This window comes from Streptomyces sp. NBC_00775 (assembly GCF_036347135.1).
GTDB classification, from domain to species: Bacteria; Actinomycetota; Actinomycetes; order Streptomycetales; family Streptomycetaceae; genus Streptomyces; species Streptomyces lutosisoli.
The window spans coordinates 7797608-7824544 of sequence record NZ_CP108938.1 but is presented as its reverse complement, the minus strand read 5'-3'; the positions used below and the strand labels follow the sequence as shown (position 1 = coordinate 7824544).

At 69.4% G+C, this 26937-nt stretch carries 20 protein-coding genes; 14 read left to right on the top strand and 6 right to left on the bottom strand.

Annotation, left to right across the window (positions count from 1 at the left end; translation table 11 throughout):
• Positions 1-125 precede the first annotated feature (125 nt).
• The 3 genes from OIC96_RS34740 to OIC96_RS34730 all read left to right on the top strand — a co-directional run bounded on the left by OIC96_RS34740 (position 126) and on the right by OIC96_RS34730 (position 3806).
• On the top strand, positions 126-1400 hold the full coding sequence (locus OIC96_RS34740) for a sensor histidine kinase (RefSeq protein ID WP_330304048.1): 1275 nt from the start codon (positions 126-128) through the stop codon (positions 1398-1400).
• Positions 1385-2041 (top strand): response regulator transcription factor, encoded by a 657-nt coding sequence (locus OIC96_RS34735; RefSeq protein ID WP_330304049.1) that lies wholly within the window; start codon positions 1385-1387, stop codon positions 2039-2041. The genes OIC96_RS34740 and OIC96_RS34735 overlap by 16 nt, the downstream gene beginning before the upstream one ends.
• Positions 2042-2252: 211 nt before the next feature.
• The gene (locus OIC96_RS34730) at positions 2253-3806 is read left to right on the top strand and encodes a DUF1996 domain-containing protein (protein ID WP_330304050.1); all 1554 of its coding nucleotides are present in this window, start codon (positions 2253-2255) and stop codon (positions 3804-3806) included.
• Between the two features lie 95 nt (positions 3807-3901).
• Here the strand turns inward: OIC96_RS34730 and OIC96_RS34725 are convergent, their stop codons facing one another.
• The gene (locus OIC96_RS34725) at positions 3902-4366 is read right to left on the bottom strand and encodes a hypothetical protein (RefSeq protein ID WP_330304051.1); all 465 of its coding nucleotides are present in this window, start codon (positions 4364-4366) and stop codon (positions 3902-3904) included.
• A 259-nt stretch (positions 4367-4625) separates the two neighbouring features.
• On the opposite strand from OIC96_RS34725, the gene OIC96_RS34720 reads away from it, so the two are divergent.
• A complete protein-coding gene (locus OIC96_RS34720; RefSeq protein WP_330304052.1) occupies positions 4626-6560 on the top strand; it encodes a hypothetical protein in 1935 nt (644 codons plus the stop codon).
• Positions 6561-6628: 68 nt separating this feature from the next.
• Here OIC96_RS34720 and OIC96_RS34715 read toward each other — a convergent pair whose 3' ends face one another.
• Positions 6629-8140 (bottom strand): FG-GAP-like repeat-containing protein, encoded by a 1512-nt coding sequence (locus tag OIC96_RS34715; protein ID WP_330304053.1) that lies wholly within the window; start codon positions 8138-8140, stop codon positions 6629-6631.
• 186 nt (positions 8141-8326) lie between these two features.
• On the opposite strand from OIC96_RS34715, the gene OIC96_RS34710 reads away from it, so the two are divergent.
• The 3 genes from OIC96_RS34710 to OIC96_RS34700 are packed head-to-tail and all read left to right on the top strand — an operon-like array spanning position 8327 to position 11048.
• Positions 8327-9241, top strand: coding sequence for a metal-dependent hydrolase (locus tag OIC96_RS34710; protein ID WP_330304054.1), 915 nt, complete (start codon positions 8327-8329; stop codon positions 9239-9241).
• Complete coding sequence (locus OIC96_RS34705; RefSeq protein ID WP_330304055.1) at positions 9241-10290, top strand: PDR/VanB family oxidoreductase; 1050 nt, start codon at positions 9241-9243, stop codon at positions 10288-10290. Before OIC96_RS34710 ends, OIC96_RS34705 begins: the two co-directional genes overlap by 1 nt.
• A gap of 56 nt (positions 10291-10346) precedes the next feature.
• On the top strand, positions 10347-11048 hold the full coding sequence (locus tag OIC96_RS34700; protein ID WP_330304056.1) for a TetR/AcrR family transcriptional regulator: 702 nt from the start codon (positions 10347-10349) through the stop codon (positions 11046-11048).
• 60 nt (positions 11049-11108) lie between these two features.
• Here the strand turns inward: OIC96_RS34700 and OIC96_RS34695 are convergent, their stop codons facing one another.
• Positions 11109-11468 (bottom strand): 5-carboxymethyl-2-hydroxymuconate Delta-isomerase, encoded by a 360-nt coding sequence (locus tag OIC96_RS34695; protein ID WP_330304057.1) that lies wholly within the window; start codon positions 11466-11468, stop codon positions 11109-11111.
• Positions 11469-11574: 106 nt separating this feature from the next.
• The gene (pulA, locus tag OIC96_RS34690; RefSeq protein WP_330304058.1) at positions 11575-16986 is read right to left on the bottom strand and encodes a pullulanase-type alpha-1,6-glucosidase; all 5412 of its coding nucleotides are present in this window, start codon (positions 16984-16986) and stop codon (positions 11575-11577) included.
• Between the two features lie 225 nt (positions 16987-17211).
• Here pulA and OIC96_RS34685 point away from each other — a divergent pair, with 225 nt between their 5' ends.
• Positions 17212-19293 (top strand): carbohydrate-binding module family 20 domain-containing protein, encoded by a 2082-nt coding sequence (locus tag OIC96_RS34685; protein WP_330304059.1) that lies wholly within the window; start codon positions 17212-17214, stop codon positions 19291-19293.
• A 16-nt stretch (positions 19294-19309) separates the two neighbouring features.
• On the opposite strand, the gene OIC96_RS34680 is transcribed toward OIC96_RS34685, so the two are convergent.
• Entirely contained in the window at positions 19310-20692 is a 1383-nt protein-coding gene (locus OIC96_RS34680) for an alpha-amylase (protein WP_330304060.1), read from the bottom strand.
• A 218-nt stretch (positions 20693-20910) separates the two neighbouring features.
• On the opposite strand from OIC96_RS34680, the gene OIC96_RS34675 reads away from it, so the two are divergent.
• Positions 20911-21663 (top strand): AfsR/SARP family transcriptional regulator, encoded by a 753-nt coding sequence (locus OIC96_RS34675; protein ID WP_330304061.1) that lies wholly within the window; start codon positions 20911-20913, stop codon positions 21661-21663.
• Positions 21664-21724: 61 nt separating this feature from the next.
• Here OIC96_RS34675 and OIC96_RS34670 read toward each other — a convergent pair whose 3' ends face one another.
• A complete protein-coding gene (locus OIC96_RS34670; RefSeq protein WP_330304062.1) occupies positions 21725-21931 on the bottom strand; it encodes a hypothetical protein in 207 nt (68 codons plus the stop codon).
• 166 nt (positions 21932-22097) lie between these two features.
• Here OIC96_RS34670 and OIC96_RS34665 point away from each other — a divergent pair, with 166 nt between their 5' ends.
• The 5 genes from OIC96_RS34665 to OIC96_RS34645 all read left to right on the top strand — a co-directional run bounded on the left by OIC96_RS34665 (position 22098) and on the right by OIC96_RS34645 (position 26919).
• A complete protein-coding gene (locus OIC96_RS34665) occupies positions 22098-22616 on the top strand; it encodes a MauE/DoxX family redox-associated membrane protein (protein WP_330304063.1) in 519 nt (172 codons plus the stop codon).
• 10 nt (positions 22617-22626) lie between these two features.
• Positions 22627-23163, top strand: a complete 537-nt coding sequence (locus OIC96_RS34660) for a hypothetical protein (RefSeq protein ID WP_330304064.1) — start codon at positions 22627-22629, stop codon at positions 23161-23163.
• 80 nt (positions 23164-23243) lie between these two features.
• On the top strand, positions 23244-25007 hold the full coding sequence (locus tag OIC96_RS34655; RefSeq protein WP_330304065.1) for an ABC transporter ATP-binding protein: 1764 nt from the start codon (positions 23244-23246) through the stop codon (positions 25005-25007).
• Positions 25004-25462, top strand: coding sequence for a S26 family signal peptidase (locus tag OIC96_RS34650; RefSeq protein WP_330304066.1), 459 nt, complete (start codon positions 25004-25006; stop codon positions 25460-25462). The genes OIC96_RS34655 and OIC96_RS34650 overlap by 4 nt, the downstream gene beginning before the upstream one ends.
• 167 nt (positions 25463-25629) lie before the next feature.
• Positions 25630-26919 carry an extracellular solute-binding protein gene (locus OIC96_RS34645; protein WP_330304067.1) on the top strand — a complete coding sequence of 430 codons (1290 nt, stop codon included), beginning with the start codon at positions 25630-25632 and terminating at the stop codon, positions 26917-26919.
• Positions 26920-26937 lie beyond the last annotated feature (18 nt).

The window sequence follows — 26937 nt, the reverse complement described above, 5'->3', positions numbered from 1 at the left end:
GGGGCGCAGCCCCCAGGGATGGGACGCTCCGCCCCACGAGCCGTCAGGGGGTGCTGCTGGCACCACCCCCGCCCGGGGTGTCTGGCCCAGTGACCCCGCCCGGCGGGTCCGCGAGACTGAGGGGCATGGAGACGACGCAGGGCAGCGAGATGCGGGCGCGGGCGCGGGAGGTCGTCGTGGCGGGGGCGCGCGGGCTCACCCTCGCCGTCACGGGGCTGGCCGGCTCGATCACCCTGTTCGTGCTGGCCGTCGTGTCGATCGTCCTCGTACCGCTCGGCATCGGAATCGTCACAACCCCTCGGGTGTTGACCGGCGTACGCGCCTTCGCGAACGCCCGCCGAATAGTCGCCGCCGAGTGGTGCGGGGTGAGGATTCCGGCCGCGTACCGTCCCGTGCCCGAGGGCGCCACCCCATGGTCACGGTGTTTCCTGATGCTCGGGGACCCGGCGACATGGCGGGACCTGGGCTGGCTGCTGGTCGACATGACCGCCGGATTCGTCACCGCGGTGCTGCCCGCCGCGCTGGTGTTCTACCCCGTGGAAGGGTTCGCGCTCGCGCTCGGACTGTGGCGGGTGTTCACGGACGGGAGCCATGTGGGGTGGTGGTACGGGTTCGTGCCCGTCTCGGGACAGGGCAGCGCCCTCCTCGCGGGCGCGCTCGCCGCCGTACTCCTCGTTGCCGCCTTCTCCCTCGCCCCGCTCCTCCTCCGCTTCCACTTCCAGCTCACCCGGTCGGTCCTCGCCCCCGGTGAGGGCGAACTCGCCGAGCGGGTGCGGGTGCTGACCGAGACCCGGCGTGATGCCGTGGACACGTCGGCGGCCGAACTGCGGCGCATCGAGCGGGACTTGCACGACGGAGCGCAGGCGCGGCTGGTCGCGATGGGGATGGATCTGGGGACCGTGGAGGGGTTGATCGAGAAGGATCCGGCCAAGGCCAGGGAACTTCTCGCCCAGGCGCGGAAGTCCTCCGCCGACGCCCTCACCGAGCTGCGGGATCTCGTGCGGGGCATCCATCCCCCAGTACTCGCGGAGCGCGGACTCGGCGACGCCGTACGGGCGTTGGCGCTGCGGCTGCCCCTCGTGACCGAGGTGGAGGTCGACCTGGACGGCCGTGCCGACGCGCCCGTCGAGTCCGCCGCGTACTTCGCGGTCAGCGAGGTGCTGACCAACGCGGTCAAGCACTCCGGCGCGGACCGCGTCTGGGTCGATCTGCACCACGCGGACGGCTTGCTGCGCGTGGCCGTGACCGACAACGGGCGCGGCGGCGCGCGGATCGGCGCGGGTTCGGGCCTGCCCGGAGTCGAGCGGCGACTCGGTACATTCGACGGCGTCCTGGCCGTCAGCAGCCCCGCGGGCGGTCCCACCATGGTCACCATGGAGATCCCTTGCGCGTTGTCCTAGCCGAAGACCTGTTCCTGCTCCGCGACGGGCTCGTACGGATGCTGGAGGCCTACGACTTCGAGATCGCCGCGGCCGTCGAGAGCGGGCCCGAACTCAGCCGCGCTCTGGCCGAGTTGGAGCCGGACGTCGCCGTGGTCGACGTACGGCTGCCGCCCTCGCACACCGATGAGGGGCTGCAGTGCGCGCTTCAGGCCCGCCGCGACAGGCCGGGGCTGCCGGTGCTCGTGCTGTCGCAGCACGTGGAGCAGTTGTACGCGCGGGAGTTGCTCGCCGACGGCACGGGCGGGGTCGGCTATCTGCTCAAGGACCGGGTGTTCGACGCGGAGCAGTTCATTGATGCCGTGCGGCGGGTCGCGGCGGGCGGGACGGCCATGGATCCGCAGGTGATTCAGCAGCTGCTGTCCCGGCGATCCGTCGGCGACCAGCCGCTCGGGCGGCTCACCCCGCGTGAGCTGGAGGTGCTCGAACTGATGGCGCAGGGACGGTCGAACGCCGCGATCGCGGGTCAACTCGTGGTCACGGAACGGGCGATCGCGAAGCACACCTCCAACATCTTCGCCAAGCTGGGCCTGGAGGTCTCCGACGACGACAACCGACGCGTCCTCGCGGTGCTCGCCTATTTGGATCAGGGCCACCGCTGAATTTCAGTCAAAAGCGCCCGCCAAACCTGAAATCTGAGATCAACTGCCTTGGAAACGGGGGCTTCTGCGCCCATTGTGCCGGAAATGACCTCACGAACTTCTAAGATTCTCCAAGGTTTCTGAACACCACACCCGCCCCCTGCGTATGGAATGGAGCCGCTTCACTCCTGTCGGGCGCCTCGCTGCCCCGCAAGGAAGTCAGAGGAGTTCCATGGGACGCAACATACGAAAACGCCGTTCGCCGCTGGCCGTTCGCGCCGTGGCCGCGTCGGCAGCTCTCGCGATCGGCGGGGGTGGACTGATCTGGGCGAATTTCTACGCCTCGGCACACGAGGAGAACTCGTCCCCCAACACCACGAAGGCCGCCGCCGCTCAGGTGGCCACGATCAGCTGCCCCGATGTCGGGCAGCAGCTGACCAGTGTGCCGAGCGCCGCGAAGTCGGGCGTCGACACGGAGCTGGCGACCCTCGACAAGCAGATCACCGAGGCGTACGCCCGGCTGGCCTCGACACGACAGGCCCAGGCGAACGACGCCGGCTTCGTCCAGAACGCCATCCTGGGCCCGCTCAAGGACAAGCGGACCGCGGTCATCGGCCGGATCAAGATCGACTTCAAGCGGGTCGGCGCCACGGCTCCGGGCTCGCTGGACGGTCTTGCCGCCTGTACCGGAACGACCGCCGACCAGGCCCAGACCAATGCCGGAGGTCAGAACAACAACGGCCAGAACAATAATGGTCAGAACAACAATGGGCAGGGCCAGAACAACAATGGCGGCGCCACGGCCAGCGCGGCCCCGAGCGCCTCGGCCTCGGCCTCCGCACCCGCCGCGGGCACTGGCGGTCAGGCCGGAAACGGCCCTGTAGCGGCCGACTTCGTGGACATCACGAAGGTCCAGCCGAATGTGGCCCAGAAAGCACGGACTCAGGCCGGCGGCTCGGCCGGCACGTTCTCGAGTTCCTGCGGTGTGAACGCCAACAAGAAGTTCAACACCGACAACGTGATCGTGGCGCCCGGTGTCACCAACGGCGCGCACCACCTGCACGACTACGTGGGCAACCAGTCGAACGACGCCTTCGCCAACAACGACACGTTCGCGGCGGCCCAGACCAGCTGCGCGAACCAGGGCGACAAGTCGTCGTACTACTGGCCGGTCGTGCGTATCCAGAACGGTACGCAGGACTTCGACCAGAACAACGACGGCGGTGGCAAGGAAGGCAACGTCGGCGCGATCAAGACGGTCAAGCAGGCGCAGATCAAGTTCGTCGGTAACCCGAAGAGCAAGGTCGTCGCGATGCCGAAGTTCCTGCGGATCATCACCGGTGACGCGAAGACCACGACCAACGGCCTCGCGAACGCCAACGCCCACTGGAGCTGCACCGGCTTCGAGAACAAGGTGCAGCTGACGACGCAGTACCCGATCTGCCCCCAGGGCAGCAGCGTGGTGCGCACGTTCAAGTTCCAGAGCTGCTGGGACGGCGTGAACATCGACAGCGCCAACCACCGTACGCATGTGGCCTTCGCCGACGCCCAGGGCAACTGCGCCAATGGCTTCAAGGCGATCCCGCAGCTGACGATGCGCCTGGTCTACAACTTCGCGGCGCCGACCATCCAGAATGGGCAGGTCAAGAACGCCTACGCGGTGGACGGATTCCCGGAACAGCTGCACAAGCCCGCAACCGACCACGACGACTTCATCAACGTCTTCGACGTGAACACGATGAACAAGGTGGTCAGCTGCATCAACAACGGCCAGCGCTGCAGGTAGCACTGACCCACTGAGAAAGCCGGTGGTGGGATTTCCCGCCACCGGCTTTCTTCGCTCCTGAAAGGCCCTCTGAAAGACCCCCAAGTCCTGCGCGGTCAGCCGCTCTGGTGACCGGAGTGCGCGGTCTCGGTACCCCCACCACCGCTACTCCCCGAGTGGTGCGAGGCCCCCTCCTCCACGGTCCCGCCGAGCTGGCCGCGCAGCGTCGTGACCACCTTCTGGTCTCCCACCGCGACCCACTTGGCGCCGACGAGGTACGAACCGCCGTAGTCCTTGGCGCCGTTGAGCCACTCGCGCTGGCCGCGGTCGGTGGCGAAGGTCGCCAGGATGAACTTGCCGTCACTGATCTTGCAGACGCCCTGGCGGATCTCGTCGGCGTCCGTCTGGATGTCCGGCGTGCACTTCACCTCGGCCGCCAGGTCCTCCAGGCTGCCGGTCGCCGTGGCGGGGACCGTGTCCTCGGTCGTGGCCGCCTTGTCGCCCGATCCGCCGCCGCAGCCGGTGAGCATCAGCAGGGCCACGGCCGCCCCGGCCAGAAGCTTCTCGCGTGTCAACCTCATACGTTCCTCCGGTACCTGTCGGCGCTCACGCCGATGAGAGCCCCGGCGAGGGCTCTGCCTTCGATACGGCTCCCGGGCGCCCCGCGCTCAATCGATCCCTGTTCCACATCGACGCGCTCGCCGCCGAGCTGCCCGCCGACAGCTACAGCGGTCGATGGCGAACCTCACTCGACCAGCGCTGGGCCCGGAGGCGGATACGCCCCCTCCGGGCCCCCGGTCCCCAACGTGACCATCCAAAGATTCGCTCGTTTTGCTGAACGTGCAGTCACAGGATGTCGCCCCGCGCCCCGCACCCGCCTCCTCCGGACCGGTCGTCGATGTCGAGCAGGCGGAGGCCGCGCTCGTCGAGCACTATCCGCGACTCGTCCGGCTCGCCTATCTGGTGCTGCCGCCGAGCCTCGGCCGCAACCGGCGGGTGCTGACCGCGCACGCGCTCACCCAGCGCGCACTGCCCCGGGGCCGTACGTCGGGTGACGCGTCGGTCATCCCGGCCCAGCAGACCGGCGGCGGCCGGGACGGCGACCCGGGCTACGCCTTCGTACGCCTCCAAGTGGTGCGTACGGCCCTGGAGGCGGGCCTGCCGCTGCGACGCAAGGCGTGGCCCAAGCGGTCCCAGCTGCCGCCGCTGCTGCCCCAGGTGTGGGGGCTCAGGCTCTTCCCGCGCTCGGGCGGCGCCGACGAACTCGCCCTGGACCAGCGGCTGTCGGCGCTCTCCGGTCCCGCCCGTGCCGCGTATGTGCTGCGCGGTCTGGAGAAGCTCTCCGACACGAACGTACGGAAGGTGCTGACGGCGGCGGGGGCCGAGGACGCGGCCGCGGCGCTCGCGGAGGCCGGTGGCGTCGAGGCCCAGGACGCCCTGCTCGACTCCCCCGAGTTCGACCCGTGTTCGCTGCACGCCCGGCCCACCGACCTCATGCGGCGCAGGCAGCACATGAAGGCAGCGCTCGCCGCCACCGCGGCCGTGGCCGTGTGCGGTGCGCTGCTCGGTCTGCCCGGCGACGGATGGGGCCCCGACGGCGCCGCGGCACCCTCGTACGCGCAGAACCCGGCGGCCGAAGCCGCCCTGGATCCGGGCAAGTTGACCAGGGTGGCGGCGACGGCCTGGGAGTCGTCCGCACGCACCGACTTCTCCGTGTGGCCCGCGCGCGGCAGCCTCGTCCACGACACCGCACTGCTGCGGCGCGCGCTCGCCGTATGGGCGCGGCCCGGCGAGTCCGTGCAGGTCTCGGCGACGCCCGGCACCCCGTCGGGCGCCCCGGCCGGACCGCCGCAGCTGCTGTACGCGGGCGAGGTCGACCAGGCGCGCGTGGTGCTCCTCTACGACGGTCTGCGCATCGCCCGGTACGCGGAGGCGAAGGACGGCACGAGCGGGGCGGCCCTCGACTTCGCGCGCGTCGACGGGGCGGGCGGCGCCGAGGCGGAGGCGGTGGTCGTGGGCCGGGCCGACAGCAACGTGCGGTATCTGACGGCCCCCTGGGTGACGAAGGCCGCCGAGCGGGACCTGATGAAGCCGTCGTCCGGCGCGATGGACCTCACCCTCTCGGCCGACGGCGTCACCTCCCCGCTGGCCAGCCCGGCCACGCAGGCCGGCAGCTGCACGTCGTGGAACGTGCTCCAGCTGAAGGACGACTCGGGCACCCGCCTGATGACCGACCTCGGCGAGCTGGCCCCGGCGCACCTCACCGCGGGCCGCCCCTCGGCGCCCCACGAGGCGTCCGGCGCGCAGGCCCTGCGGACCTGGTCGCCGTTCGCCTGCTCCCTCGCCGCCGTGCGCTCCCAGGGTGTGCGGTCGGTGAACGCCTGGCAGTTCGCCCAGCAGCCGCTGCCCGACGCGAGCGGCAACGCGGCCTGGGTGTGCACCCGCGCCGACACCTGGCGGGGCGGCGGCACCCGCGTGCTCGCCCAGTTCCGCACCCCGGGCGGCACGTACGGGGCGGTCGCGGCGAAGGCCGAGAACTCCCCGGCGTGCGGCTCCCGCGACCCGCATGTGCTGGCCGGGGTGCTGTGGAAGTCGGCGGCGGGGTCCTGGTACCTGCTGGCGGCGGGCAGCCAGGACACCGAGTCGATCCGGGCGACAGGCGGAGTGAGCGGTGCCTCGCAGAGCAACCTGCTGACCGCACGGGCCGAGCAGGGCGCACAGGCGGGCCTGAAGGGGACGCTGAGCGACGGCAGGCAGATCAGCGGACTGCGCTAGGTCCTGTCGTCACATTCCCGTCGTCCGCCCGGAGGGCGGGCCTCGCGGCCTTCAGGCCCAGCTGTTCGTCAGCGGTTGAAGGACGCGCCCACCTCGAACGTGCTGGTGTCCGCGAAGCCGAGGCTGGTCGGCGGGAAGGCCTTGGAGCCCGTGGCCGTGGTGCCCGTGGCGCTGCCGGGGAGCACCCACAGACCGCCGGTGTAGCCGTCCGCGCCTCCGGGGTGGACGGTGAACACGCCGATCAGCGCGTCGGCGCGACCGTCGCCGTTGACGTCGGTGGCCTTGGCGCTCGTGCCGAAGCCGCCGTACCGGATGGCCTCGCCCGGCACCCCGGGCGTGTTCTGGGTGAACGCGGTGGCACCGCTTCCGGTCAGGCCGCCGGGGCCGCCGCGCAGGACGGTCACCTTGCCGGGGTCGGCCAGGTTGCTGTGGTTCTCGTCGGGGCTGGTCGCGATCACGTCCGGGTAGCCGTCCGCGTCGACGTCCCCGACGGTGACCTGCTTGCCGAAGTGGTCGGATCCGACGTCGGAGTTGGTGTCGGGCACGCCGGGTGTGTCCTGGCTGAAGTGGACCGGCTTACGGTTCGGGTCCTGGCCATTGGTCCCGCCGTAGACGACGAGGAACTCGCCCTTGTGGTCCAGGGCGAAGGGCTGCGGGACGACCACGTCGTCGTGGCCGTCGCGGTCCAGGTCGCCGACGGCCAGGCGCTCGCTCTGCCGGTGGTTGAGCGGGTTGCCGGCGGAGTCCTTGAGGTACCCGGCGTCCGTGAAGCCGGCGGCGCCGCCGCGCAGCACATGGATCTTGTTCGTCGGGTCCAGCGTCCCGGTGTCCCACGACACCAGCAGGTCGGTGACGCCGTCGCCGGTCACATCGCCAGTCGCCAGCATGGTGTCGGCGTAGGAGGGCTCGCCGGTGTCCACGCCCAGCGGCTTGCGGGACGCGGGCGTGCCGGTGCGGTCGATCGGGCCGAGGAGCACCGATCCGGCCTCGCCGCCGCGGCCGTTGCCGACGGCCAGGTCGCGCTTGCCGTCGCCGTTGAAGTCGCCGGACGCGAGGTCGTTGCCGGCCAGCAGGCCCTGGACCGCGGGGGTGCCGAGCTTGACGGTCGTGGCGCCGTGGAAGGTCAGGCCGTTCGGGCCGCCCCAGATCAGCTTGACCTGGCCGGCGTCCTTCCAGGAGGTGCCGCCGGCGGTGTAGTCCTCGCCGGGGGCCGAGACCGCCAGGTCGGCGTAGCCGTCGCCGTCGAAGTCGCCGGTCGTGGTGGCCGTGCCGAACCAGTCGGTGGACTCGGCGGTGCCGGGCACCCCGGCGGTGCTCTCGGTGATCAGCTTGCGGTGCGTGCTGCTGAGGCCGCTCGCCGAGCCGTAGAGCACCGTCACGGCGCCGCTCTTGTTGAGTGTGGACGTGGAGTACAGGCGCAGGTCGAGGACCACGTCGCCGTAGCCGTCGCCGTTGAAGTCGTCCACGAGCCGCTTGGCCGGGGCCGCCGTGGCGGCGTGGCCGGCGGTCGCCGCGAGGCCGCCTATGGCCAGGGCCGCCGTTGCGGCGCAGGCGAGGACACGTCTGAGGGGCAGGTGCACGGCAGAGTCTCCTGTTGCAGTTCGTGCGGGTTGGCGCGTAAGTGACCCGTGTGCCATGGCTTTGGTTGTACGGAATCCATGAGTCCGTCTCTGTACGAGATCCATGAGTCCGGCTCCGTACGAGACCCATGAGTCCGTTGCTGCACGAGGGTTCCCCACGGACTTACCCGTCAGTACATTGACGGCATGTCTAACAAGCAGACCCGGCTGCCCCGGCCCGTCGAAACCGAGCGGATACCGCTCAAGGCGCGGAAGGTGTCGTTCTCCTGGGAGGACACACCGCTGCACTGGGTGCCGGGCGATCCGTTCGCCACGCACACCATCAACGTGCTGCATCTGCTGCTGCCGGCCGGTGAGCGCTGGTTCGTGCATGTGTACAAGCAGGTGCTGCCCCACATCCGGGACGACCGGCTGCGCGAGGACGTCATCGGGTTCATCGGGCAGGAGGCGATGCACTCGCAGGCGCACGACGAGGTGCTGCCGCATCTCAAGGAGCTGGGGCTCGACCCGACGCCGTACACCGCCCAGGTCGACTGGCTCTTCGAGAAGCTGCTCGGCGACCGCACGCTGCCGCCGGGCAAGGCCCGCAAGTGGTGGCTGATGGAGCGGGTCGCGATCATCGCGGCGATCGAGCACTACACCGCCTTCCTCGGCAACTGGGTGCTGAACGCGCAGGAGTTGGACCGGCGTGGCGCCGATCCGACCATGCTGGACCTGCTGCGCTGGCACGGCGCGGAGGAGGTCGAGCACCGGTCCGTGGCGTTCGAGCTGTTCATGCATGTCGACGGGAGCTACCGGCGGCGCGCGCGGACCTGGGCGACCGCGTTCACCGCGCTCGTCTTCCTGTGGCAGCGCGGGGCACGGTTCTTCATGGAGAACGATCCGACCCTCGCGGCGGGCAGGGCGAGCTTCAAGGACTTCTATGTGAGCGGGAAGCGGGGCGTGCTGCCGTCGACGCCGGACATGCTCAAGTCCATCCCCCGCTATCTCAGCCGCGGCTATCACCCCTCCCAGGAGGGCTCCACCGAGCAGGCCGTCGCCTATCTCGCCTCCTCCCCGGCCGCGACGGCGGCTTCCGCCGCGGAGAAGGGGGCCGTGTGATGCCCCGGCTGCGGACCGTCGTCGCCGTCGCCGGTGCGGCCCTGCTCGTCAAGCGTGCGATGCGCCGCCGCATCGAGGCCTCGCCGCTGTGGCCGCTGCCCGCCCTGGAGGAGCCGGTCTCCGGCCGGCCGCGCTCCCGGGCGCTGCGGCTGCGGGTCGCCCGGCATGAGCGGGTCGCCGACGGCGTCGTACAACTGCGCCTGGAGGGAATCGAGTTGCCGCGCTGGGAGCCCGGCGCCCACCTCGATCTCGTGCTGCCGTCGGGGCTCGTACGGCAGTACTCGCTCTGCGGGGACCCGGAGGACACCTCGTCGTACACCGTCGCGACACGGCTGGTCGAGGACGGGCGGGGCGGGTCGCGCGAGGTGCACGAGCGGCTCCGGGAGGGCATGGAGGTCGAGGTGCGCGGACCGCGCAACCGGTTCGCCCTCGCGCCGGCACCCGCGTACGTCTTCGTCGTGGGCGGCATCGGGATCACCCCGGTCCTGCCGATGCTGCGGGCGGTCCAGGACCGCGCCGACTGGCGGCTGCTGTACGGCGGACGGACGCGCGCCTCGATGCCGTTCCTGGAGGAGATCGAGAAGCTGCGGGGCGGCCATGTCACCGTCGTCGCCGAGGACGAGGACGGGCGGCCGGACCTCGACGCACTGCTGGCGGACCTGCCCGAGGGCACGGCGGTCTACTGCTGCGGTCCGGGGGGGCTGATGGAGGCGGTCGAGGCCCGCATGCCGGACGGGGCGACGCTCCACCTGGAGCGGTTCGCCGCGCACACGTCGAGCGAGGGCAACGGCTCCTTCGAGGTCGAACTGCGCCGCAGCGGACGTACGGTGACCGTCGCCGCCGACTCCACCGTCCTCGCCGCCGTGCGCGCGGAACTGCCCGACACCCTGTACTCCTGCGAGCAGGGGTTCTGCGGAACCTGCCAACAGCGGGTCCTGGAAGGGGAGATCGAGCACCGGGACGAACTGCTGACGGATACGGAGCGTGGCGACTCGATGCTGATCTGTGTATCGCGGACGCGCGGTGAGAGAATCGTGTTGGACATGTGAACGACCGCAGGCGGACCGGCCCGTTCCGGGCCGGATCCAATCGGTAAGGTGTTCGCATGACAACCGGGGTACGCCGCAGGATGGGTGTCGAGGAGCGACGGCAGCAGTTGATCGGCGTAGCCCTCGAACTGTTCAGCCGACGCTCGCCCGACGAGGTCTCCATCGACGAGATAGCCGCGGCCGCGGGCATCTCGCGGCCGTTGGTCTATCACTACTTTCCCGGCAAACTCAGCCTGTACGAGGCGGCGTTGCAGCGCGCGTCGGACGATCTCGCGGGGCGGTTCGTCGTGCCCGAGGAGGGCTCGCTGGGGTCACGGCTCCTGCACGTCATGCGCCGGTTCTTCGACTTCGTGGACGACCACGGTCCCGGCTTCTCGGCGTTGATGCGCGGCGGCCCCGCGGTCGGCTCGTCCAAGACGAACGCGCTCGTCGACGCGGTACGGCAGGCCGCGTATGTCCAGATGCTGTCGCATATGAAGATCGAGAATCCGCCCGCCCGGCTCGAACTGGTGATCCGCTCGTGGATCTCGCTCGTCGAGTCGACGGCGCTGATCTGGCTGGAGGGCCGGCGGATTCCGCGTGGCGAGCTGGAGGCGCAACTCGTGCACGACTTCGCGGCGCTGGCCGCTGTCAGCGCCGCGTACGACGAGGAGATGCGCGAGCTGCTGCGCGGGGCGCTCCAGGGCGAGCCGGGCGACGGGCCGTTCAGCGACCTCGCCGTCCGGCTGATCGCACTGGCGACGCCACCGGAGGCGTAAACCCTCGGGGGGGTACTCCTCCACTCCCCTGGTCCCCTAGTTCTCTACTTCTCTGCTTCTCTACTCCTCGTACTTCCGGTACGACGGGTCGAGGTCGCGCACCTCGGCGGACGCGTGCACCGTCGCGACCCCGTCGGTGGGTTCGATGTACTTGCGCAGCAGCTCCAGTACGGCTTCGGTGAGCCTGGCCTTCGTCTCGTCGGACCGGCCGGCGAGCAGGGCGAGCGTGACATGCACGATCGCGTGGCCCTCCCCGTCCGCTCCCACCACGTTGTCCTCGGTCAGCCGGAACCGCGTCTTGCACGCCTCGATGCGCGCCGCCGCCGTCTCGACGACCACCGGGTGCAGCGCGAGCGCGAAGCCGCGCCGGTCGAAGGTGACGTCGAGCGACTCCGAGTAGTCGACCGTGATCTGCGGCATGGGCACTCCCGTTCTAGGTGTCTGCGATCACCCTAAACCGCGGCACCAGCGACGCGGGGGACGGACCGGGTCGCCCCGGCCCGCCCCCCGCCGAACCACTGCGCCGTCACGAGGTCCGGGAGAACACCGCCACCGTGCGGCCCGGAACGGCGAACGTGCCCGAGCCCGCCTCGTAGGAGGAGGTCTTGACGACGGAGTCCGCGCCCGACGCCTGCACCGGATGCAGCGCGTACGCCGTCCCGGCCAGGGCGCCGACCGTCTGCTCCTGCTTGTCGGGCGTCGCGTTGAAGACGACGACGAGATCGCCGAGCTCCATCGTGATCACCCCGGGCGTCTCGTCCTTCCCGGACAGCGGGAAGGAGAGCTTCGACTGCACCTGGTCGGCCGTCGAGAGCGAGAAGACGTTCTCGGTCGTACGGATCCTCTGCAGGTCCTGGTACGCGGTCGAGGCGCCCTCGATCTGGTCGCAGCCCACCTTGACGGACGTCAACAGCGGTGTGGCGTAGGGCCACTTGGAGGCGTTGTCGGCCGCCATCGGCAGTCCGCGCCCGAAGCCGTTGCCGTCCTGGCAGTTCCAGTGGATGGCGTTGAACCAGTCGCCGCTGTCGTACGAGTTGCGGTCGAGGGACTTGGAGCGCAGCAGGTCCGAGCCGGCCTGGGAGAGGGACGGGCCCTGCGAGAGGGTCGCCGTCGCCATGGCCAGGACCTGCATACGGGCCCGGTCGCCCGCGCTGGTCGCCGCGGGCAGCTTGTAGGTGAGCGCGTCGTACAGCGACTCGTTGTCGTGTGCGTCGGCGTACGCGAGGGCGTCACCCGGCGCGTCCGCGTATCCGGCGCTCTGGCCGTTGTAGTCGACCTCGGAGCCCTTGACCTCCTTGCCGTCACTGTCGGTGAAGTGGTACTTCGCGAGGTTGCCGGTCAGGCCGACCTTGATGAGGTCCTGGTAGTGCAGCAGACGGGCCTTCTGCTCGGCCGAAGTGCCGTTCGCGGTCGAGGAGTTGGGGTCGGTGTAGAGACCCGACGCGAAGCCCTGGATGCCGGGGTCGGAGTCGAAGGGGCTGCCTCCGCGTACGGCGTCACGGGCGCGGTCGGAGAAGGTCGCGATGCCCGTCCCCGCCATGTTCTTCTGCGTGGCCTGCACGAAGCGGGCGTCGTCGGCGACCTCTCCGAAGTTCCAGCCCTCGCCGTACAGGATGATCTTCTTGCCGTCGACGCCGTCCTTCTCCAGGGTGAGCGCGTCGAGGGCCTTGCGTACGGCCAGGATGTTGGCCTTGGGGTGGTGGCCCATGAGGTCGAAGCGGAAGCCGTCGACCTTGTACTCCTTGGCCCAGGTGACGATCGAGTCCACCACCAGCTTGCCCATCATGGCGTTCTCGGTCGCCGTGTTCGCACAGCAGGTGGAGGTGGCCACCGAGCCGTCGGCGAGAAGCCGCTGGTAGTAGCCGGGGACGATCTTGTCCAGCACGCTCGTGTCGGCCTGCCCGCTGGCGGCGGTGTGGTTGTAGACCACGTCCATGACGACCCTGAGGCCGTCCTCGTTCAGCGACTTGACCATCTTGCGGAACTCGACCGTGCGCCCGGTGCCGTCCGGGTCGGTCGCGTACGAGCCTTCCGGCACCGTGTAGTGGTACGGGTCGTAGCCCCAGTTGTACGCGTCCTTCGCGGCGATCTTCGCCACGCACTCCTGCTGCTTCTCGGAGTCGGCCGCGTAGGAGGCGAGGTCGCAGTCGGTGGTCGCCTGGTCGGCCTTCTTCTCGGGGATCGTCGCGATGTCGAACGCGGGCAGCAGATGCACATACGAGGTACCGGACTTGGCCAGCGCCTTCAGGTGCTTCGAGCCGTCGCTGTCCTTGTCGGTGAAGGCGAGGTACGTACCCCGGTCGGCCGCCTTGGCCGTCTTGTCCTCCACCGAGAAGTCCCGGATGTGCAGCTCCTGGATCTGGGCGTCCTTCAGCGCCACGGCCTTCGGCTTCTTCAGGGACGACCAGCCGCTCGGGGCAAGGGACTTGGCGTCCAGGTCGACGACCAGACTGCGCTCCGAGTCGGCGGTCAGGGCCACCGAGTACGGGTCGGTGACCTTGTTGGTGACGACCTTCTGGACGGTCGGCGCCCACACCTTCACCACGTACCGGTACGGCTTGCCCGTCCAGGACTTGTCGCCGGTGACGGACCAGACGCCGGTGGTGCCGTTCCGCTTCATGGCGACCGTGGAGCCGTCCAGGTCCAGGGAGACGCTCTGCGCGGTCGGCGCCCACACGGCCAGCGTGGGACGGCCGTTGCGGAAGGTCGGCCCCAGGTCCGCCTTCGTCGCGTCGTACAGATCGTCGAGTACGCCGGCGATCTGGACGCCCGTCGCCGCCAGCACCGCACCGTTGGCGGCCCGTTGCGAGGCGGCGATCTGACCGTTCAGAGCCTCCTTCACCCGGTCCCGGTCACGCGGGTCGACGGACCAGGCCGTGTAATCCTTCAGGTGCGGGAACTTGGCCTTCTGGGCATCGGTGAGTGCGGTCTTGGTGAGCCGGAGCCAGCGCTCGTCGTCGCTGGTCAGCGTCCCGTCCTTCACCGCGATCGAGCCGTCGCGCGAGTACAGCAGCTGGGTGGAGACCGCCGCGTCGGAGCCGTTCCAGGCGACCGTGTCCTTGTCGATCCAGACCGCCTTGGAGGTGGTCAGATCGAGCGCGGCCGCGCTGCCGGCGGGCTGCGGGAGCAGGTACTTCTCCTGGCCGTTCACCAGCCACACCTCGTAGCCGTTGGCCGAGAGGTCCAGCGACTGGTCGGTGGAGAGGTCCTTGTCGTCGCCCTTGTGGATGATGTAACTGAGGCTGGTGGCACCCTCGGCGAGCGGCACCTCGAAGACAGCGCCATAGGCGTCAGTCTTCACCGGCTCCAGGGGCTTCGACCAGTCCGTGGGCGTCGCGGCGCCCGTCCACACGTGCAGCCCCCAGCCGGTGTAGTCGCCGTCGGCACGGTGATAGTGGATGACCGCCTTGGTCTTGTCCTGCGCCGGGTAGTCGGCCGTCGGCTTCTCGGTGAGGACGGCCTCCTTGCCCTGCTCGACCCAGACCTCGCCCGTCTTGGTGACGTCGATCGTGCGGTCGGCGGAGACGTCCTTGTTGCCGTCCTTGTCGATGACGAGGAAGCCCACACTGGAGGCGCCCGCCTTCAACTTCACGTAGGCGAAGGCCCCGTAGGCGTCACGGCCGATGAAGTCGTGGCCAGCGGGCCAGGTCGTCGACTCACCGTCGGCGAGGTCGCCCCAGGCGTACAGCCGCCAGTCGGTGTAGTCGCCGTCGGTGCGCTTGTAGTGCACGATCGCGTAGTCGCGCGAGGAGGCCGTCGGGATCTCCGCGGCGGGCGGAGTGCCGGTGGCCGAGGTGGCTGTCGCGCTCGACGTGCGCCCGGCCGAGTCGATCACAACAGCCTTGTAGCGCAGGGCGGTTCCGGCCGGCACGTCCGCGCTGATCGCCTGGGTGACCTTGTACGGGGCGTGGTCGGCGGAGCCGAGCGTCTGCCACTTTCCGTTGCCGACCTGGGCGGCGAAGACGACGCGGTTGAGCTGACCGCCGTCGACGTCGGCGCTCAGTTCGACGGTGCCGGTGGCGCCCTCGGCCGGAGCCTTGAGGGTCAGCGACGGCTTCGCGGCGGGTGAACCGAGCCTGCCCGCGGCCTTGAGGACGATCGACGAACCGGCCGGGACAGTGACAGTGACCTTCTTGTCGGCGTCACTCTTGACGGTGGACGAGGTCCCGTAGATGCCCCGGAACGTCATGTACGCCGAACCGGTCGCGAACGTCGCCGTCTTCGCCTCGTCGGCGTTGTTGACCGCGACCACGTACTCGACGCCGGTCTTCGCGTCCGTACGGGAGAACGCGTACACGCCCGCGCCGTCCGCCGCGTACCGCTCCGTCTGGACTCCGTCCGCGAGGGCCGGGTTGTCCTTGCGGAGCTTGGAGAGAGCACTGATCTGCTCGTAGAGCGGTGCACTCGTGTCGTAGGCGTCGCTCGCGTGCGTGCGGTCGGTGCCGATCTCGTCGTCGTCGAGGTAGTCGGCGACCTTCGAGGCGAACATCGTCTGGCGGGCGTCCTTGTCACCGCCCGAACCGGTGAAGCCCTGCTCGTCGCCGTAGTAGACGACGGGGTTGCCACGGCTGAGGAACATCAGCTCGTTGGCGAGCTGGTCCTTCTTCAGCAGCTGGGCGTCGGTCGCCTTCGGGTTGTCCTGGTTCAGGAAGTACCCGATACGGCCCATGTCGTGGTTGCCGAGGAAGGTGACCTGCTCGTAGGCGTTGGCCTTGTCCGTCGTGTACTTGTAGTCGTCGGCGAAGACCGAGGCGAGCTTCTGCGCGCTGCCGCCCTGGGAGGCGTACGAACGGGCCGCGTCCTGGAAGGGGAAGTCCAGCGTGGCGTCGAGACGGCCCTGGGTGACGTACGGCGAGGTGATCGACGTGTCGGCGGAGTAGACCTCGCCGAACATGAAGAAGTTCTTCCGGCCGTGCTGAGCGGCGTACGCGTCCAGGGCGGTGGCCCACTGCGTCCAGAACTCCATGTTCACGTGCTTCACGGTGTCGATCCGGAAGCCGTCGATGTCGAAGTCCCTGACCCACTTCTCGTAGATCTTCTCCATGCCGGAGACGACCTCGGGCCGCTCGGTCCACAGGTCGTCGAGCCCGGAGAAGTCGCCGTAGGTGGTGGACTCGCCGGCGTAGGTGGAGTCACCGCGGTTGTGGTACATCGTCGTGTCGTTGAGCCACGACGGGACCTTGGCGTTCTTCTTCGCGGCCGTCACGGTCGGCGTGCGCGGGAACGAGTCGGCGTCCACGGACGGGAACGCGGTGGTGCCGGCCGCGTAGTCCGCGTCGTCGAAGGGCACGCCGTCCTTGGTCAGATACGGGAAGGCGCCCTTGGAGAGGTAGTCGTAGGACTTCTCCTCGTAGTCGACGACATCGGCCGTGTGGTTGGTGATGACGTCGAAGAAGACCTTCATGCCCTTGGCATGGGCCTTGGAGATCAGCGTCTCCAGGTCCTTGTTGGTGCCGAAGTGCGGGTCGACCTGGGTGAAGTCGGTGATCCAGTAACCGTGGTAGCCGGCCGAGGCGTCCTTGCCGGTGCCCTGCACGGGCTGGTTCTTGAAGATCGGCGCCATCCAGATGGAGGTGGTGCCGAGGCCCTTGATGTAGTCGAGCTTCTTGGTCAGACCCTTGAGGTCGCCGCCCTGGTAGAAGCCCTTGTCGGTGGGGTCATAGCCGGTCGACAGGCGTGAGCCGGTGAGGCCGCCCTCGTCGTTGGACGTGTCGCCGTTGGCGAAACGGTCCGGCATCACGAAGTAGAACTGCTCGCGGGTGGCGTCATTGCGCATGGCCGTCTTGGCCAGGGTCGCGTCGGACGGGGGCGCGGGCGGGGTCGCGGCGCGGGCTGCGACGGGCTGGATGAACGCTGCAGCGAGGGCGGCTACGGCCACCGCGGCGATCCGTCTGCGCTGGGTGCGGCGCGCCCAGGGCGCCGGCCATCTCGGTATCACAGGCCTGAACTCCTTGCGATTACGGCTCGATTGGGGCCGACCACAACGCTGCCGTGCGGCAACGGTGCCGGGCGCCGGGCGCGACCGTATCGCTAACGCAAGCTTTACAGCAAGAGGCTTGCAATTCACAGCAAGAACTTTCAACGCCGACCTTGACGTGCCTCTCTCAACACCCCCAGTCTCACGAGTTGTTGAATCCCCAACCCCCTCTCTTGGGAGCCGCACATGACCAGACGCCGACCCCCCGGTGTCTTCCGGCGCGCCGCGACCGCCACTGCCGCAGGCGCCCTCGCGCTCGCCGGCGCCATCGCTCTCCCCGCCACCCCCGCACAGGCCGACACCACCGCCTCCGGTGACGTGATCGCCAACCTGTGGGAGTGGAACTGGGACTCCATCGCCTCCGAGTGCACCAACGTGCTCGGCCCGGCCGGCTACGGCGCGGTGCAGGTCGCCCCGCCCGCCGAGTCCCTCAAGCAGTCCAGCTACTACTGGTGGGACGTCTACCAGCCGTACTCGTACAACCTGAACAGCCGCTTCGGGACGGCGGCCAAGTTCGCGAGCATGGTCAGCGCGTGCCACACGGCCGGCGTGAAGGTCTACACCGACGCGGTCATCAACCACACCGCCGCCCAGACCGGCACCGGCTACAACGGCACGACGATCACCAACAAGTACGACACCCCGGACTGGGACCCGGGCGACTACCACCAGTCGGACGACTGCTCCGACTCCGACCTGATCATCGACGACTACTCGAACCTCTCCGAGGTCCAGAACTGCGAACTGCTCGGCCTGCCGGACCTGGAGACCGAGGAGGACAACGTCCGCTCCGGCATCGCGTCCTTCCTCAACAAGCAGATCGCGCTCGGCGTCGACGGCTTCCGTGTCGACGCGGCCAAGCACATCCCCGAGACCGACATGGCGGCCATCGAGGCCAAGCTCAACGACACGACGTCCGGCACGGACCCGTACGTCTTCCAGGAGATCTACCCCGGCTCCACCCCCGCGGCCTCCGACTACTACGCCTCCGGTGACGTCCTCGACTTCACCTACGCGAGCAAGATGAAGTCGGCCTTCCAGGGCAACGTCTCCGACCTGGAGTCCCTGTCCTCCTCCGGCATCCTGCCCGCCGCCAACTCGGTGTCCTTCGTGACCAACCACGACACCGAGCGCAACGGCCTGCACATGAGCTACAAGGACGGCGACAGCTACAAGCTCGCCAACCTCTTCCAGCTCGCCTACAAGTGGTCGACCCCGACCATCTACGCCGGCTGGGAGTTCAGCACCAGCGACCAGGCCCCACCGAACTCCAGCGGCTTCGTCACCGACACCGAGTGCACCAGCGGCGCCTGGTACTGCCTCGACCGCGACACCGGCGTCGTCGGCATGGTCGCCTGGCACAACGCGACTGGCAGCGCGGCCGTCTCCAACTGGTCCACGAAGTCCTCCAGCGTGATCGGCTTCGGCCGCAGCGGCGCGGGCTACTTCGCCGTCAACAACGGTTCCAGCGCGGCCACTTACACCTTCGCCACCGGCATGGCCGACGGCACGTACTCCAACGTGATCGACGGCGGCGCCAGCACGGTCACCGTCTCCGGCGGCAGCGCGAGCATCACGGTCCAGGCGAAGGGCGCGGTCGCGTTCTACAACGCGTCGTACACCTGCACGGTGGGCTGCGACGACACGGGCGACGGCGGCGACAGCGGCGGCACCTCCACCGTGTCGGCGACCTTCAACGAGTACGCGTCGACCACGACCGGCACGAACGTGTACGTCGTCGGCTCCATCGACGCGCTCGGCAGCTGGGACACCTCGAAGGCGATCGCGCTGTCCTCGACCGGGTACCCGATCTGGTCCGGGGAGGTGAGTGTGCCGATCAACACGTCCTTCACATACAAGTACATCAAGAAGGACTCGTCCGGAAACGTCACCTGGGAGTCGAACGCCAACAGAGCGGCGACCACCGCGAGTTCGGCGGTCTCGCTCAACAACTCCTGGAACGTGGCCGACGCCGGCGCCACCGACGTCACCTTCAACGAGTACGCGACCACCGACTGGGGCACCAACGTCTACGTCGTCGGATCCGTCGCGTCGCTCGGCTCATGGAGCACGAGCGACGCGATCCCGCTGTCATCGGCGTCGTACCCGACCTGGAGCAAGCTCGTCATCGTCCCCAAGAGCACGACTTTCACGTACAAGTACATCAAGAAGGACAGCTCCGGGAACGTGACGTGGGAGTCGGGCACCAACCGCTCGTACACGACCGGTACGTCGAGCGGCTACACGGCGAGCGACACCTGGAAGTGAGCCCGGCGAGCCCGGCTCAGCAACTCGACTTCCCGGCGTAGATCGCCAGCGCCGTGTTGGAGCCCAAGGTGGCGGTGAACTGCCCAGCGGAGTTCACCGTCACCGTGGTGCTGTTCTGGACGTTGCAGTACGTGCCCGCGGGCAGCGACGTCTGGTACGTCTCGGTCAGCGAGGACGACTCGTGGTTGATGGCCACATAACCCTTGCTCCCCCGGCCGAACGCGATCGCGTCGTTGCCGTCGTCCCACCAGTTGGTGAGGGACTGGCCGCTCGTCGCGTTACGGAAGGCGACCATGGACTTGATCTCCGGCCAGGCGTGCTGACACTTCCAGCCGTCCTGCCAGCAAGCGTTGACCGTACCGCCGTTGGGCGGACCGGCGTCCGTGTCGGACCACTCGTAGCCGGAGTTGATGTCCGGGGCTCCGTAGGGGTAGGCCAGCATGAAGACGTTGGCGAGGGTGTAGTTCGCCCCGTCCTTGTAGTTGAGCGTCGAGCCGTTGCGCTCGGTGTCGTGGTTGTCGACGAAGACGCCGGCCACCGAGCTGCTCATGTAGCCCCAGCCCTCGCCGTAGTTCTTCAGGTAGGCGAGGTTCTCGTTGTTGAAGACGCGCTTGAGGTCGTAGGCGTAACGGAACTCCTGGACGTCGCCGTTGCCCGTGTACTCCGTGGGCTGGACGGCCTCACCCGCGCCGTAGATGACCTCTTGCTTCCAGTACACGGAGGAGTTGCTCAGACGGGACTTGATGTTCGCCAGGTCCGTCGCCGGTATGTGCTTGGCCGCGTCGATACGGAAGCCGTCGACGCCGTAGCCGAGCAGGGTGTTCAGGTAGCCGGCGATCGTGGCGCGGACGTACTCCTCGCCCGTGTCCAGGTCGGCCAGCCCGACCAGCTCGCAGTTCTGCACGTTGGCGCGGTTCGTGTAGTCGCTGACCGTGGACGTGCAGTCGTCCATGTCGTACGAGGAGTACAGCCCCGGGTAGTTGTACTTCGTGTACGTCGAGCCGCCGGTGCCGGTGCCGCTGCCCGCCGACATGTGGTTGATCACCGAGTCCACGACGACCTTCACGCCCGCCGTGTGACACGTGGTGACCATGTTCTGGAAGGCCGTGGCGTCGCCGAGCCTGCCCGCGATCTTGTAGCTGACGGGCTGGTACGACGTCCACCACTGCGAGCCCTGTATGTGCTCGGCGGGCGGCGAGACCTGGACGTAGCCGTAGCCGGCCGGGCCGAGGGTGTTGGTGCATTCCTTGGCGACCGAGGCGAAGTTCCACTCGAAGAGGACGGCGGTGACGTCCTTGGTGCCGGGCGGGGACGCCTCGGCGACCCCGGTGGGAACGGTCAGCGAGACCGCCATGCCCGCCGCGAGGGCGACCGTGGCGGCCAAAGTCTTCCTGGCCATGTGTACTCCTGCACTTCGTTGTGCGGGTGGGGGGATCACGGATGCGCCGGGCGGTCGTACGGCCTGAAACCTTTGCACGCTCAACGAGCCCGGTGTTGCGGGAACGTATACCGCGTCATCAGATTTCAGCAAGATGCCGTAAGAACTTCCAACGCGTATCTTGACGCGGCCTGTTCGCCCGTCACACGCTCCACATCATCACCCTGAGGGGGACTCTGTTGACGACGGGATTCCATCTGCTCGGACGGGTACGGCTGCACGACGGCGCGACCGGCATCAGGGGGGTCAAGCCGAGGGCACTGCTGGTGACACTGCTGCTGCAGCCCGGCCGCACCGTTTCGCTCGACTCGCTGCAAGAGGCCCTGTGGGACGGCGAACCGCCGCGGTCGGCGGTGGCCAACATCCGTACGCACGTCAGCGCGTTGCGTGCCGCACTGGCCGACGCCGGTCAACTGGCCGGCCACGACGGGGGCTACACCCTGAACACGCCCGACGGCTCCTGCGACCACCTGCGTTTCCTCGACGCCTCGGCGGCGGGCCGGACCGCGCTGCTCACCGGCGACCCGGACCGGGCTACCCGGCTGCTCGGCTCGGCGCTCACCCTGTGGGACGGTGACCGCGCGGCGGTCGGCATACCGCGGCACGGTCCGCTGGCCGGCGCGCTGGGGCATCTCGACGAGGAGCGGATGCGGGTCGTGGAGGACCTGGCCGAGGCGCATCTGCGACTGAGCGAACCGCGCGCCGCGTTACGCGACCTGACCGGGCTGCTGACCACGGAGCCGCTGCGCGGCCGGAGCTGGGCGCTGCGGATGCGGGCGCATCACCGGCTCGGCGAGCTGGGCGAGGTGTCTCAGGCGTACCGGACCGCGTCGGCGGTGTACCGGACGGAGCTGGGCATTGCACCGGATCGTGGACTACGGCTGCTGTACGAGGAGTTGACCGGGGGCCCCGCCCCGAGCCCGACGGCGTGACGCCCCGCCCCCGGACAGGGGGCGGGGCGTCGTACCGCACTCGGGCGGATCTTTCGGACCGTCAGGAGCTGCAGCACTTCCCGGTGTTGGTCCAGCTCGTGCAGGAGCCGGTGCTGTCCCAGCACTGGCGGGTGTACTTGGCCTGATAGGCCGGATAGGTGGTGCAGGCGTTCGCGCACTTGGTGTCGGTCCACCAGGTGGCGTCCGCCTCGACCCTGGGCGCGAGCCTGTTCACCACGGCGTCCGCGAGCCGCTGAAGCTGCCGCACGGCGTTCTCCTTTCCCCATCGGCCGCCCGTCGCGGCCGAATTGCCGAGGACATTACGGGGGGCTCGTACAGAGCTCGTTTCGATGCGCGTGTATGTCCTCTGTACATCCGGCGCCTAGGCTTCCCGGTCGTTCGTCGGAAAACCGTTCACTGAAAGGGGGAGCGCGATGGTGTATACGGCGGTGGTGTGCCGTGTGTTCGTCGGGGTCGTTTTCGCCGCGTCGGCGTTCGGGAAACTGCGTGGGCGGAAGGCTTTCGGGGAGTTCGCGGCGGGTCTTGACGCGATGCGGGTGGTGCCCGGCGGGTGGGTGCGGCCGGTGGCCGCGGCGGTGGCCGGCACGGAGGCGGCGGTGGCGGTGCTGCTCGCGGTGCCCGCCTCGACCGCGGCCGGGCTGGGGCTCGCCGTGCTGCTGCTCGCGGTGTTCACCGGGGCGATCGCCCTGGTCCTGCGGCGGGGTACGCAGGCGTCCTGCCCGTGTTTCGGTGCCGCGGCGACTCCTTTCGGGGTGCGCCATCTCGCCCGCAACGGGGGGCTCGTCGCCGTGGCGGTGACGGGTCTCGCCATGACGGGGACGGGCTCCGTGGCGGCGGGCGGTGTGCTGCTGGCCGTGCTGACCGGCGCGGTCGCGGCGAGCCTGGTGGTCCGTCTCGACGATGTCATCGACCTTTTCGCGCTGCAGAGTTAGGAGAGCTTCCATGTCGGTTCTCGCCGCCGCCGTGATATTCGCGATCGCCCTGGGTCTGCTGAATCTGACGCTGTCGTACGGGGTGATCCGCAGACTCCGGTCGGAAAAGCGGAGTACGCCCGCCGTGCCCTTTCCGGTGACGGATGCGGACAGTGTCGGGAAGGCCCTGGAGGAATTCCATATACGGACGGAAGACGGCCGGGAGATTTCCGACCGCACGCTGCCGGAGGGCACGGTGGCCGCGTTCTTCGCGCCGGGCTGCGGCCCCTGCGCGGAGCTGCTGCCGCACTTCGTCGAGACCCTCGCCCGCAGCCGCCGGCCGGCCGAGGAGGTCCTCGCGGTCGTCGTCCCCGGCAATGAGGGCTCCGAGGAGTACGCGGACCTGCTGTCCGCGGTGGCCACGGTGGTGACCGGGGACCAGGCCCGCACAGTCGAGGCGGCCTTCGGCGTGAACGCGTATCCGGTGGTGTGCCGGGTGGGCGCGACCGGTGAACTGACCGCACTGGCTCGGGACTTGCAGGAGCTGGCGCCGCCGGTGACGGTATGAGGCGGCGGCGGACGGCGGGGCTCGGCAGTCGGGCGGGCAGGCCCGAGGCAGCAGACCCCGGCCGCCGGGCAAGCAAGCGCGTGGCCGCCGTGCGGGCCGTGCTCGGGCTGGCCCTGCGTGCCGCGCCCGTCCCGCTGCTGGGAATCATGCTGGCCGCGCTGGTCACCGCGGCGCTGCCCGTCGCGGCCGCCTGGCTGACCCGTGACGTGCTGGACCGGCTGGCCGGCGCGCACCGGGCGGCCCCGGCCGTGGCGGTTCCGGCGGCGCTGCTGGCCGCCGTCGGGGTGGGCGCCGCGGTACTGCCCCACGTCGACCGGCTGCTGTGCGGTGAACTCGGGCGCCGGGTCGGCCTGTTGGCGCAGGACCGGCTCTATGCCCGGGTCAACGCCTTCGCCGGGCTGGCCCGTTTCGAGAACCCGACCGAGCTGGACCGGCTGCGGCTGGCGGAGCAGTGCGGGCAGGACACTCCGGTGCAGGTGGTGGGCGCGGCGGTGGCGCTGGCACAGTCGGCGGTCACCGTCGCCGGGTTCGTGGCGTCGCTGTGGCTGCTCGGCCCGTGGCTCGCGGTGGCCGTGCTGCTCGGCGCGCTGCCCGCGCTGGCCGCCGAGCTGCGGCTCGCCCGCGCCTGGTCCGAGGCCACGCTGCACACCACGCCGCTGGAGCGCCGGGAGTCCTTCTACGCACATCTGCTGGGCAGTGTGCAGGCGGCCAAGGAGATCCGGCTGTTCGGCACCGGCGGTCATCTGCGCGAGCGGATGCGGCGGGACCGTACGGCCATCAACGCCACCCGCCGCCGTATGGAACTGCGTACCGCCGCCGCACAGGGGCTGCCGGCGGCCGTGTCGGCGGGCATCGCGGCCGGCAGCCTGGTGTGGGGCGTGCACGCGGCCGCGCGCGGGACGCTGACCGTCGGCGACCTGGCCGTGCTGACCTCGGCGATCGCCGCGGTGCAGGGCGGCCTGACCGGCATCGCGGCCTCGGCGGCCGTGGCCCACCAGCATCTGCTGCTCTTCGCCCACTACCTCGACGTGACCACGGCACCCCCGGACCTGCCGGTGCTCAGCCCGGCCCGCCCGGCCGGAGCGCTGAGCCGCGGCATCGAACTGCGCGACGTCTGGTTCCGCTACTCCGAGCAGCACGACTGGGTGCTGCGCGGGGTGAGCCTGACCATCCCGTACGGCGGCACGCTCGCCGTGGTCGGCGACAACGGCGCGGGCAAGAGCACGCTGGTCAAGCTGCTGTGCCGGTTCTACGACCCGACGAGCGGCAGCGTCCTGTGGGACGGCACCGACATCCGGCAGTTCGACCCGGCGGAACTCCGTCGCCGTATCGGAGCGGTGTTCCAGGACTTCGTGCGGTACGACATGACGGCCGCCGAGAACATCGCGCTCGGGCAGCTCGACAACGCCGGCCGGGTCGCCGAGGCCGCCCGGGCCGCGGGTGTCCACGCCACGCTGGCCGCGCTCCCCCGCGGCTACGACACGCTGCTGACCCGTGCCTTCGGCGAGGAGGACGGCGTCGAGCTGTCCGGCGGGCAGTGGCAGCGGGTCGCCCTGGCACGCGCCTTCCTGCGCGACGACCCCGATCTGCTGATCCTCGACGAGCCGACGTCGGGCCTCGACCCGGAGGCGGAGCACGAGGTCCACGAGGCGATCCGGCGCCACCGCCGGGGCCGTACCAGCCTGCTGATCTCGCACCGGCTCGGCAGCGCGCGCGAGGCCGACCTGATCGTGGTCCTGCAAGGCGGCGTGATCGCCGAGCGGGGCGGGCACGCGGAGCTGCTCGCGGCGGACGGCCGGTACGCGGGGCTCTTCCGCCGCCAGGCCGCGGGGTACGTACGGTGATCGTCGCCCTCTGCGCGCTCGCCGCGGCCGGCGCCGTGCTGTACGTCCGCCGCCGCACGCTGGTGATCACGGTGAAGGGCGTCAGCATGCGGCCCACACTGACCGCCGGGGACGTCCTGATCGGCCGGCGGGTGCGGGTACGGCGGCTGCGCGCCGGGCAGATCGTCGTGGTCGAGAAGCCGAACCCGGACGAGGACTGGCAGAGCTGGTCGTGGCCCGAGCGCTCCCGGCATCTGATGATCAAGCGGCTCGCGGCCCTCCCCGGCGAGCCCGTCCCCGCCGCCGCGCGAGGCCGCCTCGGCACCGGCGCCGTACCGCCCGGGGCGGTGGTCGTTCTCGGCGACAACCTGGAAGAAAGTGTGGACTCACGGGAGATCGGTTACTTCCCCCTGGAACGGGTGGTGGGCGTCGCCCTGCGCACCTACCGGCGCAGTTCAGGGGACATGCGGCGGTAACGGGAACGTCACGCTTGCAAGATCTTGCGGAAATTTCCTTGCAACGTCTTTCGCAAGGACTTGCAGCGCTGTTAGTTTCTGCCCCAGCCCGGCGGCCGTCGATGGGACAGACGGCACCCGCGGTCCTCCCAAGGGAAGATCCGGGCAACCCTCTTCTAGGAGTTCATATGCGACGTGGCATATCGATCGCCGCCGCGGTGACCGTCATCGCGCTGTCCGCGACCGCTTGTGGTGGTTCCGACGACAACTCGTCGAGCAAGCCGAAGGCCGCCAAGGACATTTCCGGGACGATCACATACTGGGACACCTCGGACGCGGCGACCGAAGCCCCGACGTACAAGGCCCTCATCAAGAAGTTCGAGGCCAAGTACCCCAAGATCAAGGTGAACTACCAGAGCGTCCCGTTCACCGATGTCGAGCAGAAGTTCAAGTCGGCCGCGAAGAGCGGCAAGGGCGCGCCGGACGTCGTCCGCACCGACGTGGGCCTGATCCCCGAGTACGCCTCGCTGGGCTACATCGCCCCGCTCGACGGCACCACCGCGCTGAAGGACACCTCGGACTTCAACACGACGCCGATGAACACCACCAAGTACAACGGCAAGACGTACGGCGTCCCGTCCGTCACCGACACCCTGGGCCTGCTCTACAACAAGGAGCTGCTCAAGAAGGCCGGCATCGACACGCCGCCCACCACGTGGGACGAGTTCATCGCCGACTCCAAGACGATCAAGAAGAAGACCGGGGCGTACGGCACGTACCTCAACCCCGACTCCTACTTCCTGCTCCCGCTGCTCTACAGCAACGGCGCGGACATGGCCGACACCTCGTCGAAGAAGATCACCATCTCCGACGCCAACGCCGTCACCGCGCTGACCACGGCGAAGAAGATCCAGGACGAGGCGTCGATGAAGGTCGACTTCGCGAACGCCTACCAGAACATGCAGACGGCCTTCAAGAACGGCAAGGTCGCCATGCTGGTCCAGGGCCCCTGGTCGGTCAGTGACGACCTGACGGGCAAGGTGTTCAAGGGCAACGAGGACAACCTCGGCTACGCGGCCGTCCCGGCCGGTGCGGGCGGCAAGGCCCAGGCGCCGACCGGCGGTCACGACCTCACGGTCTACCAGGGCTCCAAGAACCTGGACGCCAGCTACCTGTTCTCGCAGTTCATGACGTCGACCGAGAGCCAGGTCACGATCGCCACGGCCACGGGCACGCTGCCGACCCGCAAGTCGGCCTACACGTCCGAGGTGACGTCGAACGCCAAGATCGCCGGCTTCAAGCCGATCCTGGAGCAGACCGCCCGCCCGCGCGTCGCGCTCCCGCAGGTCGGCTCGCTCTTCACGCCGCTCGCGCAGAACTACGTGAAGATCCTGCAGGGCAGCGAGTCGGTCAAGGACGGCCTCGACAAGACCGCCACGGAGTTCCAGAAGCTCCTGCCCGGCTACTCCATCGGCTGACCGGGCACTCAGTAGCCA

Excerpts from the sequence above, each read along its gene's own strand:
- OIC96_RS34740 (WP_330304048.1), top strand. The coding sequence starts at position 126 with ATGGAGACGACGCAGGGCAGCGAGATGCGGGCGCGGGCGCGGGAGGTC.
- OIC96_RS34730 (WP_330304050.1), top strand. The coding sequence starts at position 2,253 with ATGGGACGCAACATACGAAAACGCCGTTCGCCGCTGGCCGTTCGCGCC.
- OIC96_RS34725 (WP_330304051.1), bottom strand. The coding sequence starts at position 4,366 with ATGAGGTTGACACGCGAGAAGCTTCTGGCCGGGGCGGCCGTGGCCCTG.
- OIC96_RS34710 (WP_330304054.1), top strand. The coding sequence starts at position 8,327 with ATGTCTAACAAGCAGACCCGGCTGCCCCGGCCCGTCGAAACCGAGCGG.
- OIC96_RS34705 (WP_330304055.1), top strand. The coding sequence starts at position 9,241 with ATGCCCCGGCTGCGGACCGTCGTCGCCGTCGCCGGTGCGGCCCTGCTC.
- OIC96_RS34700 (WP_330304056.1), top strand. The coding sequence starts at position 10,347 with ATGACAACCGGGGTACGCCGCAGGATGGGTGTCGAGGAGCGACGGCAG.
- OIC96_RS34695 (WP_330304057.1), bottom strand. The coding sequence starts at position 11,468 with ATGCCGCAGATCACGGTCGACTACTCGGAGTCGCTCGACGTCACCTTC.
- OIC96_RS34685 (WP_330304059.1), top strand. The coding sequence starts at position 17,212 with ATGACCAGACGCCGACCCCCCGGTGTCTTCCGGCGCGCCGCGACCGCC.
- OIC96_RS34680 (WP_330304060.1), bottom strand. The coding sequence starts at position 20,692 with ATGGCCAGGAAGACTTTGGCCGCCACGGTCGCCCTCGCGGCGGGCATG.
- OIC96_RS34665 (WP_330304063.1), top strand. The coding sequence starts at position 22,098 with ATGGTGTATACGGCGGTGGTGTGCCGTGTGTTCGTCGGGGTCGTTTTC.
- OIC96_RS34660 (WP_330304064.1), top strand. The coding sequence starts at position 22,627 with ATGTCGGTTCTCGCCGCCGCCGTGATATTCGCGATCGCCCTGGGTCTG.
- OIC96_RS34645 (WP_330304067.1), top strand. The coding sequence starts at position 25,630 with ATGCGACGTGGCATATCGATCGCCGCCGCGGTGACCGTCATCGCGCTG.